A 16101-nucleotide genomic window follows, 5' to 3' on the forward strand; every position below is an offset into this window, starting at 1 on the left:
AGGCCGCCTCGTGCTATCGGGTCACTCTTGTCTTATCGGGTCACGGCTACCGCTCATCAGGCAATCTGGTAGCGGCCCGGCTTGTGGTTGAGTGTCAACACCAGATTACAGATAACCGCCGCCACGATGGAGAGCGCCAGGATCCAGGGCTGCACCACGAAAAACGAGGCAACAACAATGGCGCAATCGAGCCCCATCTGCAGCTTGCCCGCCCGGATGCCAAAGCGATCCTGAATAAAGAGCGCCAGAATGTTGAAGCCCCCCAGACTCGACTTGTGGCGAAACATGATGAGCAGCCCCATGCCAATCAGGGTTCCGCCGATCAGCGCCGCATAGAGAGGCTCTATCTTGCCGATCTGCAACACCCCGTTGAGGTGATCGGTCATGTAGGAGACCGCCGCCACCGAGACAAAGGTGTTGAAGGTAAAACGTGGCCCCATCCGCAGCCATGCCAGCGCATAGAAGGGCAGGTTGATGCCGAAAAACAGCAGGCCGAAGCTGATGCCGGTCACCTTTTGCAGCAGCAGCGCCAGCCCGGCAGTCCCGCCGGTGAGCAGGCCAACCTGATGAAACAGAAAGATGCCGAGGGAAACAAAGCCGGCCGCCGTCAGCAGGGCCAGCACATCCTCATAAATAGGATGAGCAGTGCGAATCGAGGTGTTGTCCATAACCTGTATCCAAGCGAAGTAAAGAGAGAGTGTCTGTCGCCTGCCGTTGCGGGCGGGCTGCGAGCCCTGTCCACAGGGCTTCGTTATGGGGTCCAGTCTATTTTTTGTGAAAAGGATCACAACAGTCAGGCTGAACGCCCCATTCTGGTGCCTGTCATCTGGCATTGACACCCGCTGCACCAAGATGCAGCATGCCGCGGTTTAAGCGCGCCATCCCCCATTCACAGCACGAGGCACTTTTCATGAAGGTCACCATTTTTGGCACAGGCTATGTCGGGCTGGTACAGGCCGCCGTTCTGGCCGAGGTGGGCCATCAGGTCTGCTGCGTAGATGTGGATGATGAGCGGATTGCCGCCCTCAGGCTGGGGCAGATCCCCTTCTATGAGCCGGGGCTGGCCCCGTTGGTCGAGAGCCATCTGGCCAGCGGCCGCTTGAGCTTCACGGTCGATCCCGCCATTGGCGTGGCACACGCCGACCTGCTGCTGATCGCCGTGGGCACCCCGGCTGACGAGGATGGCTCGGCCGATCTGCAACATGTGCTGGCGGTGGCCGACACCATAGGCCGACTGATGAGCCACCCCAAGCTGGTGGTGACCAAGAGCACAGTACCGGTCGGCACAACGCAACAAGTAAGAGAACACATTGAGCTGCAGTTGGCCGAACGGGGGCTGACCCTCGCCTGCGAGGTGGCGGCCAATCCCGAGTTTCTCAAGGAGGGGGCGGCGGTCAACGACTGCATGCGGCCGGATCGCATCATCATCGGCTGTGACAGCGAGCGGGCGCTTGAGCAGTTGCGCGCCCTCTACGCCCCCTTCAACCGCAATCACGACCGGATCGTGGTAATGGATCTGCGCAGCGCCGAGCTCACCAAATACGCCGCCAACGCCATGCTGGCCACCAAGATCTCCTTTATGAACGAGATGGCTGCCCTCGCCGAGCAGCTGGGTGCCGATATCGAGGCGGTGCGCCAGGGGATGGGAGCAGATCCCCGCATCGGTTACCACTTTATCTACCCGGGCTGCGGCTACGGCGGCTCCTGCTTCCCCAAGGATATCAAGTCGTTGCGCCATACCGCGGCGAGTGTCGGCTGCGACGCCCCGCTTTTAGCGGCGGTCGAGCAGGTCAACCAGCGCCAGCAACAGAAGATGGCGCAAACCCTGCGGACCTGCTTCGGGCCGGATCTGCGCGGCCGCACCTTCGCCCTGTGGGGGCTGGCGTTCAAACCCGGCACCGACGACATGCGCGATGCGCCGAGCCGCCCGCTGCTGGCCGCCATCTGGGCTGCCGGTGGCAGGGTGCAGGCCTTTGATCCCAAGGCAATGGGGCGTGCCCGCCAGATCTACGGCCAGCGGCCGGATCTGCTGCTCTGCCCCACTCAGGAAGCGGCACTGGAAGGGGCCGATGCCCTGCTCATCTGTACCGAGTGGCAGGCGTTTCGCGCCCCCGATTTCCAGCAGCTGAAAGCGCTGCTCAACCAGCCTGTCATCATCGATGGCCGTAACCTCTATGACCCGCGCCAGCTCAGCGAACTCGGGTTTGACTATCACGCCATCGGGCGACCACATCTTCCCGCCAAAAAGCCGCCTGCCAACACAAGTTGCAACCCGGAGACTCAACCATGATCTATCTGGTCACCGGCGTCGCCGGTTTTATCGGCTTTCACGTGGCCAGCCAGCTGTGCGCCGCAGGTCATCAGGTGGTGGGGATCGACAACCTCAACGACTACTACGAGGTGAGTCTGAAAGAGGCGCGGCTGGCCCAACTGGCCAGTTTCCCCAATTTTCTCTTCGAGCGGCTGGATCTGGCGGATCGTGAAGCCATGGCAGCCCTGTTTGCCCGCCATCGCTTCGAGCGGGTGATCCATCTGGGGGCGCAAGCGGGGGTGCGCTACTCCATCGACAATCCGTTCGCCTATGCCGACAACAACCTCACCGGTATGCTGACGGTGCTGGAGGGGTGTCGTCACCACGGGATTCAGCACCTCATCTACGCCTCCTCCAGCTCGGTCTATGGCATGGGGGATCAGATGCCCTACTCCACCGCGCAGCAGGTGGATCACCCGGTCTCCCTCTACGCCGCCACCAAGAAGAGTGGCGAGCTGATGGCCCACGCCTACTCGGCGCTCTATGGCCTGCCCACCACAGGGCTGCGCTTCTTTACCGTCTACGGCCCCTGGGGTCGCCCCGACATGGCCATCATCAAGTTCACCCGCGCCATCCTCGCGAACGAGCCTATCGATGTGTACAACCACGGCGATCTCAGCCGCGACTTCACCTACATAGACGACATCGTCGAGGGGATCCTCGCCGTGGCCGATCAGCCTCCCCGCCCCAATTCCGATTGGCACGCCAGCGAGCAGAGCGCGGCCGAGAGCGCCGCCCCCTACCGCATCCTCAATATCGGCAACGGCCAGCCGGTGCGGCTGCTCGATTTTATCGAGGCGCTGGAAGAGGCCATCGGCAAACCCGCCATCAAGCGGATGCTGCCGATGCAGGCAGGCGACATGCACGCCACCTGGGCTGACAGCGAGCCGCTGCACACCCTCACCGGCCTGCGCCCCGCTACGCCTCTAAAGCAAGGTGTTGCCGAGTTTGTCCGCTGGTATCTCGACTACTACCGGCCCACCCGCTGACGAGCGCGGGTAACCCCTCGGTCATTGATGAGTTAATCAGATACCACTGATGCCCCGCGGGTTTTAGGATGGCTGAACGCACTGTCTGCGCACCATAGCGAGGATTTGAGATGCAATCACAGGAACAGGGTCTGATCGATGGACTGTTCGACCGCCTCAAGCAAGCGCAAGCCAGGGATAGCAAGCGAGACCAACAAGCTGATCAGCTGATACACCAGCATCTGGCCCAGCAGCCCGATGCCCCCTACTACATGGCCCAGGCGCTGCTAATTCAGCAGGCAGCCCTTACTCGCCTCAACGAGCGGGTCAAGGAGCTGGAAGCCAGCCAGAGCGCCCCAAGTGGTGGCAGTTTTCTCTCCGGCTTGTTTGGTAGCGAAAGCAGCCCGCCCCCGCGCTTTACGCCGCCACCGGCAACCGCTCCTGCCCAGCCCGCGTCCCGTGCCAGCTCCTTTTTAGGGGGCGCCCTGCAAACCGCCGCGGGTGTGGCCGGTGGCGTCATGTTGGCCGATATGATCGGCGGACTGTTTCACAACAATCGGCCCGAGGAGATCATCGACATCATAGAGCCAGCGCCCATCGCCAATCCGGTCGATGCGGAACCAGTGCGCTGGGACGGCTGGGATTCACCTCCCGATGTTGGCAGCAATTTTCTCGACGACGATAGCCAGAGTAGCGGCTGGGCCGACAGTGACGATAACAACGGCGGTTTCTTCTGACCGTCAAACCATTACTGGCCCCGCATCTGGCGGGGCCCAACTCGATACGAAACCCATGACTATGGAAAGTGTGATGACACCACGGATCGGCAGCGGCATGACGCGATATACTCAGCGCGCTTCGTGCCATCCGGGAACAACTCCCGACCCCAGGCGCTCTGTCCGTGGCCACGCACCCCCCCCATGACGACAAGGAGCCACCTCATGATCCGAACCCTGCTTTTGACCGGTGCCGCCATTGCGGCCTATGCCCTGACCCAGAGCCACTCTCTGCTTCCTCTGCTCAGCCTGCTGGCCCTGCTTTCGCTCTGGGTTGTCAGCGAAATTGGCAGCTTCTATCGCACGCTTCCTCCCGCCATGCTGGATGAGCAGGAGTATCACCACGACTTCTAACCCGATGAAAAATGGTGTGAAACTGTCGACAGACCGTTAGTTCCATACCGTTTTGCTCTCTGATATCAACCGGCTATAACAACAGGATCCACTGTGTTCGTGGCGATAGCTGCCATGTTCCTCTATATCTTCTGTACTCAAGCAGGAGATAACCCATGAGGCACATCAGCGAAAACGGACTGTTTTTGCTGCTTTTTTTGTCGTTGTTACTGGCAGGTACGCCGCGGGCGATGGCACAAGGCAGGGATTTCAGACAGGCCCCCAAGGCGCTGACGGCGATCAAGCAGGGTCAAGTTGCCCAGCAACACGGTCATCTGCAAAAAGCCATCGCCCTCTATTGCGTGGCCGCCAGTACCGGCAACCCGGAAGGATATTTCCGGATCGGTCGCCTGCTCGCCACCGGCCCCGCCTCGGTTCGCAGCGTCAAGCTGGCCAACAGTTATCTCGCCATGGCAATGCGCCTTGGTAACCAACAGGCCGCCCGTTACTACAACGCCCGCATCGGCAATGCCCCCATGGGTGATCAGTGCGGCATCGGGATCCGTGGCGGGCAGGGTAGCTATCTGGCCGGGCTCCCTTCCCCCCCCCTTCAATGTCGACTCCTGGGTTGCCCACCAGCCCCCCGCCAAGCAAAAACTGGTCAGCATGCTGCGTCACGCCGCCAAACACCATAAGGTGGATGCCCGGCTGGTACTGGCGATTGCCATCGCCGAATCCAATCTCAACAGCCGCGCCGTTTCACCCAAGAATGCTCAGGGGCTGATGCAGCTGATCCCCGAAACCCAGCAACGGTTCGGGGTAACCCGACCATTCGATCCGGCCCAGAACATCAAGGGCGGCGTCAGTTATCTCAAATGGCTGGATCGCCGCTTCGATGGCGACTGGGTACTGATCTCGGCAGCCTACAATGCCGGGGAAAAAGCGGTGGAACGCTATGGCGGGATCCCACCCTATGACGAGACGCAGGAGTACGTGAAACGGGTGCTCTACTTCGCTGGCCACAAGCAGCCCTGAGCGGGAGGTCAGGAGCTCGCCCGATCGGAAGGCGGCACACGCCTCTTTCTGCGGCCACTGTGGCGGCCACGCCCCCAATAATCGAAGCCATAGTGACGGTAGTAACCCACCAGATTGCTGACCAGAAACAGCCCCTCCATCAGCGCGGCGACCGGTGAGCCCACCAGCAAGTTGTTACCCAGCCAGCAGAGGGTGCCGAGCAGCATACTGCGCCGCAGTTGGCGATCGTCGGGGCAAAACGCGGCCCGGGTTTGCAGCAGGGTGGCCAGCAGCCCGATCCATGAGAGCAGGCCCTGATAGGTCGCCAGCGCCGCCGCACAGGCCAATCCCATGAAAAACCACATCAAGATGCGGCGAACCAGCCAGATGCTGACCAGAAAGCGCATGCTGGCCAGCAGCAACAGGCTGGCGGCCGACCACTGCCCGAGCAGGGCAAAGTGACCGGCATTGAGGGTACAGGAGAGGGCCAGACAGGCCAGGAGCCTGCGGCGATCCCGCAACTGAAACGACAACAGATCGAGCAACAAGGCCAGGCTCACCACCAGCTGCGACCACAGAAACAGCGACATCATCCACCCCTCGTCCGTCATTTGGATGACGCAGCATGAAGTGGCAACCGGCAGGTGGCATTAACCCGTGTTAATGCGCCTGCGGATCCGTGACAGGGTGACCGGACTGATACCGATGTAGTTGGCGAGCTGCACCTGAGTGAGCCGCGCAGGCCAGTGGGGGAAGGTGTGACAGAGCTCCCGATAACGTTCCTCGGGGGAGTGGAGCAGCAAAAACGCCTCCTTGCGCTCCTTGTAACCGAGCTGCTGGCGCAACAAGGCCATGCAGACCGGCTGCCAAGCGGGCTCATCCAGCAGGGCGAGCGGCACCCGCACCACCTGCAACTCCGTCAGCGCCTCCAGCTGATAGCGGGCGGGCGACCCAGTGAGCCAGCTGTCATAGAGCTGGCAGAGCTCCCCTTCGAAGTAGAACTCCTTACAGCGCTCCTGTCCGTCCCGGGTGTAGTGGCAGGCGCGAGCGATGCCCGCTTCGATATAGAAGGCCGCCTCCTGCTCTGCCCCTTGCGCCAGCAGCGCCTGACCGGCGCGCAGCGTCTGCCGTGGCAAGCGCAGGCTGATGGCTTCGCTCAGCGCGGCGTCCAATCCCATAGTGCAGAGAAAGGCGGCCAGCGAGGGGGCTTCAGAGGATGGGTTCATGACGGCTCCGGGACAAAACGACAGCCCACATCATGCCCAAATTGCACGGCTGATGCAGCAAGGCGTGACCGCTGCGGCAAAGGGGGGACATAGCCGGGTGCCACCTTTGCCCCCCCTCGTCCGTTGGTTTACAATCGACGGGTTTTTTGGAACCCGGTTGACCTGTGTCGACCTGGCCCCACCACGACATCAGTCTGTTAATGCCAAGACATTAACCTGCTGAAAAGGAAGAGAATTAGCCAATGGCTCAATTTATTTACACCATGAACCGGGTCGGCAAGGTAGTGCCGCCCAAGCGTCATATTCTCAAGAACATCTCCTTGAGCTTCTTCCCGGGCGCCAAGATCGGCGTGCTGGGTCTGAACGGCGCCGGTAAATCGACCCTGCTGCGCATCATGGCGGGCATCGATACCGAGATCGAAGGGGAAGCCCGTCCACAGCCCGGCATCAAGATCGGCTACCTGCCGCAGGAGCCGAAGCTGGAGCCGGAGCAGACCGTACGCGAAGCGGTCGAAGAGGCCGTTGGCGAGGTGAAGCGCGCCATGGCTCGTCTGGACGAGGTCTATGCGGCCTACGCCGACCCGGATGCCGACTTTGACAAGCTGGCCCGCGAACAAGGCGAGCTGGAAGCCATCATCCAGGCCCAGGGTGGCCACAACATGGAAAACCAGCTGGAGCGCGCGGCCGATGCCCTGCGCCTGCCGGCCTGGGATGCCAAAATCAAGCACCTCTCCGGTGGTGAGCGCCGCCGTGTAGCGCTCTGCCGTCTGCTGCTGGAAAAGCCGGACATGCTGCTGCTGGACGAACCGACCAACCACCTGGATGCGGAATCCGTGGCCTGGCTCGAGCGCTTCCTGCACGACTACGAAGGCACTGTAGTGGCCATCACCCACGACCGTTACTTCCTCGACAACGTGGCGGGCTGGATCCTGGAGCTGGACCGCGGCGAAGGTATCCCGTGGGAAGGCAACTACTCCTCCTGGCTGGAGCAAAAGGACGCCCGTCTGGCGCAGGAAGCAAGTTCCGAAGCGGCCCGTCGCAAGTCCATCGAGAAAGAGCTGGAGTGGGTTCGTCAAAACCCGAAAGGGCGTCAGGCCAAGTCCAAGGCCCGTATGGCTCGCTTCGAAGAGCTCAACACCAACGACTACCAGAAGCGCAACGAGACCAACGAGCTGTTCATTCCGCCCGGACCGCGCCTCGGCGACAAGGTGGTGGAAGTGGCCAACCTGCGCAAATCCTATGGTGATCGGGTGCTGATCGACGATCTGTCGTTTGCCATTCCGAAGGGGGCCATCGTCGGCATCATCGGCCCGAACGGTGCCGGTAAGTCGACCCTGTTCCGCATGATGTCGGGTCAGGAGCAGCCGGATTCCGGTGCCATCACCCTGGGTGAAACCGTGGTACTGGCCTCTGTCGATCAGTTCCGCGACAGCATGGATGACAAGAAGACGGTATTCGAAGAGGTCGCTGACGGTCAGGATATCCTGCGCATCGGCAACTACGAGTTCCCGAGCCGCGCCTATATCGGCCGCTTCAACTTCAAAGGTTCCGACCAGCAGAAGCGGGTTGGCGAACTCTCCGGTGGTGAACGTGGTCGTCTGCATCTGGCCAAGCTGCTGCAGACCGGCGGCAACGTGCTGCTGCTGGATGAACCGACCAACGATCTGGATATCGAAACCCTGCGTGCCCTCGAGAACGCCCTGCTGGAGTTCCCGGGTTGTGCCATGGTCATCTCCCACGACCGCTGGTTCCTCGACCGTATCGCCACTCACATCCTGGACTATCAGGATGAGGGCAAGATCGAGTTCTTCGAAGGTAACTTTACCGAATACGAAGAGTGGAAGAAGAAGACCTATGGCGCCGAGGCGATCCAGCCCCATCGCGCCAAGTACAAGCGCATCGCCAAATAAGGCTGACTGCGTGTTGAGGGGAGCTTCGGCTCCCCTTTCTGTTGCCTTTTGACTTACAATCCTAGACGGATGCCTTTGCATGGATGTAGCACGATGACGACCCCGATAGAGAAAAAACTCACCATCCAGATCCGGGTTGAACCGGGTTGCCTCGGGCCGGATGGCAAGGAGCACATAGAGACCTTCTGTGCTGCTGCCGCCAAGATTTTTGCCGCCGTGGAGCCCGAGCTGGTGAGCTGGGTGCTGATCCCCCGCTACGACAAGCAACTGCCGGAGCAGGAGTTCTTTATCGAGGGGCGCAAGCTGACCGAAGAGCAGGCAAGCCTCTTTCTGCGCCGCTTCGGCCGCGAGCTGGGTGAGGTTCAAGACCGGCTCGACTCGGTGCTGGCCCAATTGGTCGAACGCTACTTCAAGACCCTTTAAGCACCCAATCTTCGATAAAAGGTTCTCTGCTGAGAACCTTTTTTCATGCTCAAAAAGCAAACGTTTGAATTTTTACTCTATTCATTGATCCGCTTCGCAGATCCGGTGTTTGTAAACGGCGCCGCCTGTGTAAAAATGTGCGCGCTGTCACGGTATCAGGACGAGTCTGGTTACTTAACCGCCAGAAACAGGGCAATTTACCCCGCATGGATGGGATAGCCCGTTCCCCTGCTGCTTATTTCACGTCACCTATTGGAATCCAACATGAATCAACAACACCAAGCTGCCAATCAGGCCGCCGGGCAAGGATTGCTTGAGCGCCTGTTTGCCCTGCAAGGCCATGGCACTACCGCCCGCACCGAAGTGATCGCCGGTATCACCACCTTCCTGACCATGGTCTACATCGTGTTCGTCAACCCGCAGATCCTCTCTGCAGCGGGCATGGACACCCAGGCCGTGTTCGTCACCACCTGCCTCATCGCCGGTATCGGCAGCATCCTGATGGGCCTGTTGGCCAACCTGCCGATCGCGCTGGCCCCCGCCATGGGCCTCAACGCCTTCTTCGCCTTCGTGGTGGTAGCCGGCATGGGTTACTCCTGGCAAGTGGGCATGGGCACCATCTTCTGGGGTGCCATGGGTCTGTTGATCCTCACCCTGCTGCGGGTGCGCTACTGGCTGATCGGCAACATCCCGCTCACCCTGCGGGTTGGCATCACAGCTGGTATCGGTCTGCTGATCGCCCTGCTCGGCCTGCACAACGCAGGGATCGTCGTGGCCAGCCCTGCGACTATGGTGACCGTAGGCAACCTCACCTCCCTGCCCTGCCTGCTGGGTCTACTCGGTTTCTTCCTGATCTGCATCTTCTCCGCTCGCGGCGTCCACTCCGCCGTGCTGATCGCCATCGTGGTCACCACGGGTCTGGGCTGGCTGTTTGGCGATGTCACCTTCAAGGGCTTTGTCTCCATGCCCCCCAGCATCGAACCGGTGTTCGGCCAGCTGGATCTGATGGGATCGCTCGATATCAGCCTCGCCGGGATTATCTTCTCCTTTATGCTGGTCAACCTGTTCGACTCCTCCGGTACCCTGATCGGCGTCACCAACCGCGCCAAGCTGGCCGATGACAAGGGCCACTTCCCGCGCATGAAACAGGCGCTGATGGTCGATAGCGTGAGCTCCGTCGGCGGCGCCTTCATGGGCACCTCCTCGGTTACCGCCTTTATCGAGAGCAGCTCCGGCGTCGCCGTCGGCGGCCGCACCGGTCTGACCGCCATCGTGGTCGGCCTGCTGTTCCTGCTGGCGATCTTCTTCTCTCCGGTCGCCGCCATGGTGCCGGCCTACGCCGCCGCTGGCGCCCTCATTTATGTGGGCGTGCTGATGTGCTCCGAGCTGACCCGGGTGAAGTGGGAAGATCTGACCGAAGCGGTACCGGCCTTTATGACCGCCGTCATGATGCCGTTCAGCTTCTCCATCACCGAGGGGATCGCCGTGGGCTTTATCTCCTACTGCGTGATGAAGGCAGGCACCGGCCGCTGGCGCGAGATCAACCCCTGCGTGCTGGTGGTGGCCCTGCTGTTCGTCCTCAAGTTCGTTTGGGTCGACAGCCACTAACTCCGGCTTCTGCCAACAAAAATGCCAGTCAGCTGACTGGCATTTTTTTATTCCGGCGTAGCTATCAACCTGTGCGCTGGCCATAAAAAAATCCGAAACCTGTGGCTTCGGATTTTTGCTATTCAGCTGTGGCAGAGCGGGGTTATCCCCTCGCCTGCCACATCGGCAGCACTTACTCGGCAGCCATGCGGGCTTCGATGTAAGCCAGTGCGCGGTCGATACGAGCGAGAACACGCTCTTTACCTACCAACGCCATTACCGCGTCGATAGCAGGAGACTGACCCAGACCGGTGACGGCTACGCGCAGCGGCATACCAACCTTGCCCATACCCTGACCCAGTTCGGCGGCGGTCGCTTCTATCAGCTCGTGCAGCGCTTCGGTGGTCCAGCTATCCAGTGCAGCCAGCTTGGTCTTGGCCAGAGCCAGCGGCTCGGCAGCGACGCCACGCAGGTGCTTCTTGGCTGCCGCTTCGTCGATCGCCTCAAAATCTTCGAACAGATAGCGGCTCTGGACGGCCATCTCGACCAGGGTGTTGCAGCGCTCGGCCAGCAGGGTCACCACGTCGGCCAGAGCCGGGCCATTGCTGGTGTCGATCTTCTGGTTTTCCATGTGCCATGCCAGATGCTTGGCAACATAAGCCGGATCCAGGCTGCGCATGTAGTGGTTGTTCAGCCACAGCAGCTTGTCGGTGTTAAAAGCTGAGGCGGACTTGGAGATAGCATCCAGACTGAACAGCTTGATCATCTCGTCGAGGGTGAAGATCTCCTGATCGCCGTGGGACCAGCCCAGACGCACCAGATAGTTCAGCAGCGCTTCCGGCAGGTAGCCGTCATCGCGGTACTGCATCACGGAGACAGCACCGTGGCGCTTGGAGAGCTTGGCGCCGTCGTCACCCAGGATCATGGATACGTGGGCAAACTCCGGCACCGGCGCGTTCAGCGCCTTGTAGATGTTGATCTGGCGCGGGGTGTTGTTGATGTGATCTTCACCACGCACTACGTGGGTGATCTCCATATCCCAGTCATCGACCACTACGCAGAAGTTGTAGGTCGGCGCGCCGTCGGTACGGCGGATGATCAGGTCATCCAGCTCGGTGTTGGCAAACTCGATGCGGCCACGGACGTGGTCATCGAACACCACGGAACCTTCGGTCGGGTTGCGGAAGCGAATCACGTGCGGCGCATCGGCCGGGTGATCGTGGGCGTGGTCGCGGCACTTGCCGTCATAACGGGGCTTCTCGCCGTTGGCCATCTGGCCTTCGCGCAGCGCTTCCAGACGTTCTTTGGAGCAGTAGCACTTGTAGGCGCGGCCATCAGCCAGCATCTCGTCGATCAGACCGTTGTAGCGATCGAAGCGCTTGGTCTGGTAGTAGGGGCCCTCATCCCAGTTCAGCTCCAGCCATTCCATGCCCTCAATGATGGCGTCGATCGCCTCCTGAGTGGAACGTTCCAGGTCGGTATCCTCAATACGCAGCACGAACTCACCGCCCTGGTTCTTTGCAAACAACCAGGAATAGAGTGCGGTACGGGCACCGCCGACATGCAAAAAGCCGGTCGGGCTGGGAGCAAAACGGGTTTTGACTTTCATCTTTAAGCCTTGTGTAGAGGGCCTTGGGCCAATTCGTTAGAAAACACCGTCGCATTTTAGCACCGACAATCACGGATGGGAAAACCATGACGCCATTGCGGGCTAAAGTAGGGGATTAAATCTGTCGCCATTTGCATCTGTAGCCCGATATTTGAAGAGGATCGCAAAACCGAAGCCCCGTTTCCGATTTGCTATGCACAATGCTGGAGAGCTGCCTCCTCCGGTCGATACCCAAACAACGCTCACCACACTTCTCACGAACAAGGAAGAGACGATGCAGTTCCGTTCTATCCAGAATCGCATTCTAGTGATGGCCGGGATCGCCATGACCGCAGCCCTGGTCATCCTGATCCTGCTCAACCAATACTCCGGCCAACAGACCCAACAACTCACCATCAGCTCCAGCCGTGAAGCGCTGCAGCAGGAGGCATGGCAGAAGGTCAGCGCCAATGCCCGCGCCGAGGCGGCCACCATCACCCAGCTGCTGCAAAAAGGGCTCTCTTACACCCAGCAGATGGCCAGCACCCTCGCCCTGCAACAGCAAGGCAAACTGCCGCTGGATCGCCAGCAGGCCACCGACCTGCTCAAGGCACAATTGGCGTTGGAGCCCCAGCTCTATGGCGCCTTTGCCGGCTTCGAGCCCAACGGTTTCGACGGTCAGGATGCCAGCTTTGCTGGCCAGAGTGCGCTGGGCAGTGATGACAAGGGGCGCTTCGTGCCCTACTTCTATCGCGACAAGGATCAAATCGGCACCGATCTGCTGCTCTCCATCGAAAAAACCGACCCGGACGAATTCGGCAATCCCGCCAACGACTACTACGCCTGCCCGAAGCGGGAAGGACGCTCTTGCCTCATCGATCCCTTCAAGGTGGATATCAACGGTCAGCAGGTGCTGGTGAGCACCATCACCACCCCCATCATGGTGAATGGTCAGTTCAAGGGGATCGCCGCGCTGGATCTGGCGGTGGACTCCATCAGCCGTCAGGCACAGTCCCTCAACAGCAACATCTATGACGGCAAGGGCGAAACCCTGATCGTCAGCGCCGCCGGTGTCATCACCGGCACCAGCGGTGATGCCAGCCTGCTCGGTAGCAGCGCAAGTAAGGTGCTGGGCGACCAGTGGCAGCAGTACCTGAAACCGGAAATTCAGCGTCAGGAGCTGGACGAGTCATTCCGTATTTCCGTCCCCATCATGGTGTCGGGAATGAGCCGCAACTGGGCCATCATCGTCACCCTGCCCTACAAGGTGGTACTGGCGGGCGCCGATCAACTGGAAAGCCAGCTGAGCGACATGAACCAGGCAGCCATGACCCAGCAATTGGTGGGCGCCGTTATCGTACTGGTGCTGGCGCTGGCCACCATGCTGGTGATTGCCCGCAGCATCACTGGCCCCATCCGTCAGATGGTCAGCCTGGTGGATGACATCGCCGATGGTGAAGGGGATCTCACCAAACGCCTCACGACCCGCTCGGTGGATGAGCTGGGGGATCTCGCCAAGGGGATCAACCGCTTTATCGACAAGCTGCAAGGGCTGCTCGGGGATGTGCTCAAGACTGCCAGCGAGGTGAACCGCTACGCCGGTGATACCGATCGCATCGCTGGTCAGACCGACAACAACCTGCAGCACCATCAAGCGGAGATGGAGCAGATGCTGACCGCGGTGCAGGAGATGTCCTACGTCAGTCAGGAGGTCGCCACCCACGCCAACAACACCGCCGACTCGGCCAAACAGGCACAAAGCGCTGCCGATCAGGGCAAGGAGCGCTTCCAGCAGGTGATCCAGTCGATGCACAAGGTCGCAGCAGAAGCAGGTAAAGGGGCCGAAGTGGTGGAAGGGCTGGCCCACGACAGCGCCCAGATCACCAGCATCCTCACCGTCATTCAGGGGATTGCCGACCAGACCAACCTGCTAGCTCTCAACGCCGCCATCGAGGCTGCCCGGGCTGGCGAACAGGGCCGCGGCTTTGCGGTAGTCGCCGATGAGGTGCGCAAACTGGCGGGCAATACCCAGCAGGCGGTACAGAACACCCAGGAGTTGATAGAGAAGATCCGCCTCAGCTCCACCAATGCAGTCAACGCCATCACCCAGAGCCAGCAGCTGACCCATCAGGCGGTGAGCGAAGCGGATCTGGCGGAAGAGGCGCTCGGCAGCATCTACCAGGCCATCTCCACCATCAACGACATGACCTATCAGATCGCCTCCGCCGCCGAAGAGCAGAGCTCGGTCTCAGAAACCGTCTCCGGCAACCTGTCAAAAACCAACGCACTGGCCAACGACATTGCTCAGGATGCGACCGAAACGGCCAAAGCAAGTCAGGCATTGCGTCAGGCGGCCGACAAATTGCAGCAATTATTGGGTCAATTTCGTCTCAGCTGATAATTTTCCGCATCAGGACTCTCCCCCTCGGGGGCGAGTCCGTTTACCATAGGCGACGAATTTGCCTGATGGCAGGCAATGTAGTGAGAGGTAAATGCCGTGCCCACCCCGGACCGTCGCCCACGAGGCCATAACAGACGAGCCCAGCAGCGTCGCCAAGACGAATCACAAGGATCCCTGCTCCATCGCATCAATGCCGCGACCCTGTCCCTGCGCCAACGTTTTGGCCAAGGGATGAGCAACCTCGGCCAACGTCGCCAGGATGCCAAAGCAGGCAAATTCAAGCTGTCCAGCCCGCTGCCCCGCAAAAACACCATAGGTCTGCTGATCCTGATCCCGCTCTGGTTGCTGGTGCTGGCCTGGGAGCCGGCACCATCCGCTCCCAAAGCAGCCCCTTCCGGCTCGCTGGAAGTGCCGCTGGCCGTACCTGCTCAAGCTCTAACTGTCGGTAATGGCGCGGCAGGCAGTGCGCCCGCGGCAGCCAAGCCGGTCGAAGAGAAGGTTAACGGCACCTGGCTGCAACACGATGTGCAGGCGGGTGAGACCCTCTACTCCATCTGGCGTAAATTCGAGTTGCCGGGTGCCGAGCTGAGCCGCCTGATCGCCATCGAGGGGCCGGATCGCCCCCTGACCCGCCTGCAATCGGGCCGCTCTATCTTCATCCTGGTGGACGACACCCGCCGCATCCAGCGGGTGGAGATCCGCTCCTACGGTCAGGCGGTTTACCGCTACGACCGGCAGGGCGAAGGGTTCGCCCTCAAGGAATAACAAAAACGGGAGGCGCTGGCCTCCCGTTTTTTTCAGTCAAATCTCTTCAAATAAGCTACTGACTTCACAATATTTTTAGCTTGTTCAAAAAACGAAAGGGGTCAAATTGACAAGGATCGGCGCTAACGTACAATCGTTTGTGCTTTAGACAGGGATTGTTCTACGTGCTACTGGGACAAAGAGACGTGGTCAGTCATGAGCCAACCCCTGCTTGCAAGGCAAATGCAGCCCAGCACGGGCTTAGTTTCATTTTGTTATTGATAGGATTTAGCACATGTCTGACATTCGCACCGGCCAGGTAAAATGGTTCAACGAAACCAAGGGTTTTGGCTTTATTGAACAATCCCAGGGTCCGGACGTATTCGTTCACTTCTCCTCCATCCAGAGCACCGGTTTCAAAACCCTGGCTGAAGGTCAAAAAGTCCAGTTCACTGTGACCCAGGGCAAAAAAGGCCCTCAGGCTGAAAACGTTACTCTGGTCTAAGCCCGCGCCAGTGAATCATGCAGGAGGAGCCAAGGCCCCTCCTCTTTTTTGCCCGCAATTCTCGCCCCCCACCACCTGTCACAACCGCTTGCCTCGTATAATCCGCACCATGAGCCCACATCCCCTTCCTGTTGACAGGAGGTGGTAGAGACACGCTGAGTAAACGCCAGATACGACAAAGCATCGCAGCGCGATGTGAGGGGCAATTCAGAGGGATTATGAAGACTTCGAAGAGAGATTGGAGCGGGAAACGAGACTCGAACTCGCGACCCCGACCTTGGCAAGGTCGTGCTCTACCAACTGAGCTATTCCCGC

General features: G+C 60.2%; 14 protein-coding genes, 1 tRNA gene and 1 pseudogene. 11 read left to right on the forward strand and 5 right to left on the reverse strand.

Annotation, left to right across the window (positions count from 1 at the left end; genetic code table 11):
• Nucleotides 1–56 precede the first annotated feature (56 nt).
• Nucleotides 57–668: a YitT family protein gene (locus tag OKC42_RS15895; RefSeq protein ID WP_005349421.1), complete on the reverse strand. Its 612-nt coding sequence runs from the start codon at nucleotides 666–668 to the stop codon at nucleotides 57–59.
• Between the two features lie 242 nt (nucleotides 669–910).
• Between OKC42_RS15895 and OKC42_RS15900 the strand changes: the two genes are divergently transcribed.
• From OKC42_RS15900 to OKC42_RS22705, 5 genes and pseudogenes are all read left to right on the forward strand, one after another.
• Nucleotides 911–2290 carry a UDP-glucose dehydrogenase family protein gene (locus tag OKC42_RS15900; protein ID WP_270820227.1) on the forward strand — a complete coding sequence of 460 codons (1380 nt, stop codon included), beginning with the start codon at nucleotides 911–913 and terminating at the stop codon, nucleotides 2288–2290.
• Entirely contained in the window at nucleotides 2287–3300 is a 1014-nt protein-coding gene (locus tag OKC42_RS15905; protein WP_270820229.1) for an NAD-dependent epimerase, read from the forward strand. Before OKC42_RS15900 ends, OKC42_RS15905 begins: the two co-directional genes overlap by 4 nt.
• 110 nt (nucleotides 3301–3410) lie before the next feature.
• Nucleotides 3411–4016 carry a DUF2076 domain-containing protein gene (locus OKC42_RS15910; RefSeq protein ID WP_270820230.1) on the forward strand — a complete coding sequence of 202 codons (606 nt, stop codon included), beginning with the start codon at nucleotides 3411–3413 and terminating at the stop codon, nucleotides 4014–4016.
• Nucleotides 4017–4220: 204 nt separating this feature from the next.
• Entirely contained in the window at nucleotides 4221–4409 is a 189-nt protein-coding gene (locus tag OKC42_RS15915) for a hypothetical protein (protein ID WP_005338952.1), read from the forward strand.
• A 155-nt stretch (nucleotides 4410–4564) separates the two neighbouring features.
• Nucleotides 4565–5423, forward strand: a pseudogene (locus tag OKC42_RS22705) (lytic transglycosylase domain-containing protein).
• 8 nt (nucleotides 5424–5431) lie between these two features.
• Here the strand turns inward: OKC42_RS22705 and OKC42_RS15930 are convergent.
• The gene (locus OKC42_RS15930) at nucleotides 5432–5995 is read right to left on the reverse strand and encodes a YgjV family protein (RefSeq protein WP_270820235.1); all 564 of its coding nucleotides are present in this window, start codon (nucleotides 5993–5995) and stop codon (nucleotides 5432–5434) included.
• Between the two features lie 57 nt (nucleotides 5996–6052).
• On the reverse strand, nucleotides 6053–6628 hold the full coding sequence (locus tag OKC42_RS15935) for a Crp/Fnr family transcriptional regulator (RefSeq protein ID WP_270820236.1): 576 nt from the start codon (nucleotides 6626–6628) through the stop codon (nucleotides 6053–6055).
• Nucleotides 6629–6870: 242 nt separating this feature from the next.
• On the opposite strand from OKC42_RS15935, the gene ettA reads away from it, so the two are divergent.
• From ettA to OKC42_RS15950, 3 genes are all read left to right on the forward strand, one after another.
• Complete coding sequence (gene ettA / locus OKC42_RS15940) at nucleotides 6871–8538, forward strand: energy-dependent translational throttle protein EttA (RefSeq protein WP_005338959.1); 1668 nt, start codon at nucleotides 6871–6873, stop codon at nucleotides 8536–8538.
• A 93-nt stretch (nucleotides 8539–8631) separates the two neighbouring features.
• Nucleotides 8632–8961 carry a hypothetical protein gene (locus OKC42_RS15945; protein WP_005343410.1) on the forward strand — a complete coding sequence of 110 codons (330 nt, stop codon included), beginning with the start codon at nucleotides 8632–8634 and terminating at the stop codon, nucleotides 8959–8961.
• A gap of 264 nt (nucleotides 8962–9225) precedes the next feature.
• Complete coding sequence (locus OKC42_RS15950) at nucleotides 9226–10569, forward strand: NCS2 family permease (protein ID WP_005343409.1); 1344 nt, start codon at nucleotides 9226–9228, stop codon at nucleotides 10567–10569.
• 172 nt (nucleotides 10570–10741) lie between these two features.
• On the opposite strand, the gene gltX is transcribed toward OKC42_RS15950, so the two are convergent.
• The gene (gene gltX, locus OKC42_RS15955; RefSeq protein ID WP_270820237.1) at nucleotides 10742–12157 is read right to left on the reverse strand and encodes a glutamate--tRNA ligase; all 1416 of its coding nucleotides are present in this window, start codon (nucleotides 12155–12157) and stop codon (nucleotides 10742–10744) included.
• A gap of 274 nt (nucleotides 12158–12431) precedes the next feature.
• Here gltX and OKC42_RS15960 point away from each other — a divergent pair, with 274 nt between their 5' ends.
• The 3 genes from OKC42_RS15960 (at nucleotide 12432) to OKC42_RS15970 (ending at nucleotide 15786) form a co-directional block, all read left to right on the forward strand.
• Nucleotides 12432–14534 carry a methyl-accepting chemotaxis protein gene (locus OKC42_RS15960; protein ID WP_270820238.1) on the forward strand — a complete coding sequence of 701 codons (2103 nt, stop codon included), beginning with the start codon at nucleotides 12432–12434 and terminating at the stop codon, nucleotides 14532–14534.
• A 99-nt stretch (nucleotides 14535–14633) separates the two neighbouring features.
• A complete protein-coding gene (locus OKC42_RS15965; protein ID WP_103250429.1) occupies nucleotides 14634–15302 on the forward strand; it encodes a LysM-like peptidoglycan-binding domain-containing protein in 669 nt (222 codons plus the stop codon).
• A gap of 274 nt (nucleotides 15303–15576) precedes the next feature.
• The gene (locus tag OKC42_RS15970; protein WP_005338972.1) at nucleotides 15577–15786 is read left to right on the forward strand and encodes a cold-shock protein; all 210 of its coding nucleotides are present in this window, start codon (nucleotides 15577–15579) and stop codon (nucleotides 15784–15786) included.
• 239 nt (nucleotides 15787–16025) lie between these two features.
• On the opposite strand, the gene OKC42_RS15975 is transcribed toward OKC42_RS15970, so the two are convergent.
• Nucleotides 16026–16101: transfer RNA gene (locus OKC42_RS15975), tRNA-Gly, on the reverse strand.

Source organism: Aeromonas sp. Y311-2 (assembly GCF_027706025.1).
Classification (GTDB): Bacteria; Pseudomonadota; Gammaproteobacteria; order Enterobacterales; family Aeromonadaceae; genus Aeromonas; species Aeromonas veronii.

Coding starts and splice junctions, on each gene's coding strand:
- OKC42_RS15895 (WP_005349421.1), bottom strand. CDS start 668: ATGGACAACACCTCGATTCGCACTGCTCATCCTATTTATGAGGATGTG.
- OKC42_RS15900 (WP_270820227.1), top strand. CDS start 911: ATGAAGGTCACCATTTTTGGCACAGGCTATGTCGGGCTGGTACAGGCC.
- OKC42_RS15905 (WP_270820229.1), top strand. CDS start 2,287: ATGATCTATCTGGTCACCGGCGTCGCCGGTTTTATCGGCTTTCACGTG.
- OKC42_RS15910 (WP_270820230.1), top strand. CDS start 3,411: ATGCAATCACAGGAACAGGGTCTGATCGATGGACTGTTCGACCGCCTC.
- OKC42_RS15915 (WP_005338952.1), top strand. CDS start 4,221: ATGATCCGAACCCTGCTTTTGACCGGTGCCGCCATTGCGGCCTATGCC.
- OKC42_RS15930 (WP_270820235.1), bottom strand. CDS start 5,995: ATGATGTCGCTGTTTCTGTGGTCGCAGCTGGTGGTGAGCCTGGCCTTG.
- OKC42_RS15935 (WP_270820236.1), bottom strand. CDS start 6,628: ATGAACCCATCCTCTGAAGCCCCCTCGCTGGCCGCCTTTCTCTGCACT.
- ettA (WP_005338959.1), top strand. CDS start 6,871: ATGGCTCAATTTATTTACACCATGAACCGGGTCGGCAAGGTAGTGCCG.
- OKC42_RS15945 (WP_005343410.1), top strand. CDS start 8,632: ATGACGACCCCGATAGAGAAAAAACTCACCATCCAGATCCGGGTTGAA.
- OKC42_RS15950 (WP_005343409.1), top strand. CDS start 9,226: ATGAATCAACAACACCAAGCTGCCAATCAGGCCGCCGGGCAAGGATTG.
- gltX (WP_270820237.1), bottom strand. CDS start 12,157: ATGAAAGTCAAAACCCGTTTTGCTCCCAGCCCGACCGGCTTTTTGCAT.
- OKC42_RS15960 (WP_270820238.1), top strand. CDS start 12,432: ATGCAGTTCCGTTCTATCCAGAATCGCATTCTAGTGATGGCCGGGATC.
- OKC42_RS15970 (WP_005338972.1), top strand. CDS start 15,577: ATGTCTGACATTCGCACCGGCCAGGTAAAATGGTTCAACGAAACCAAG.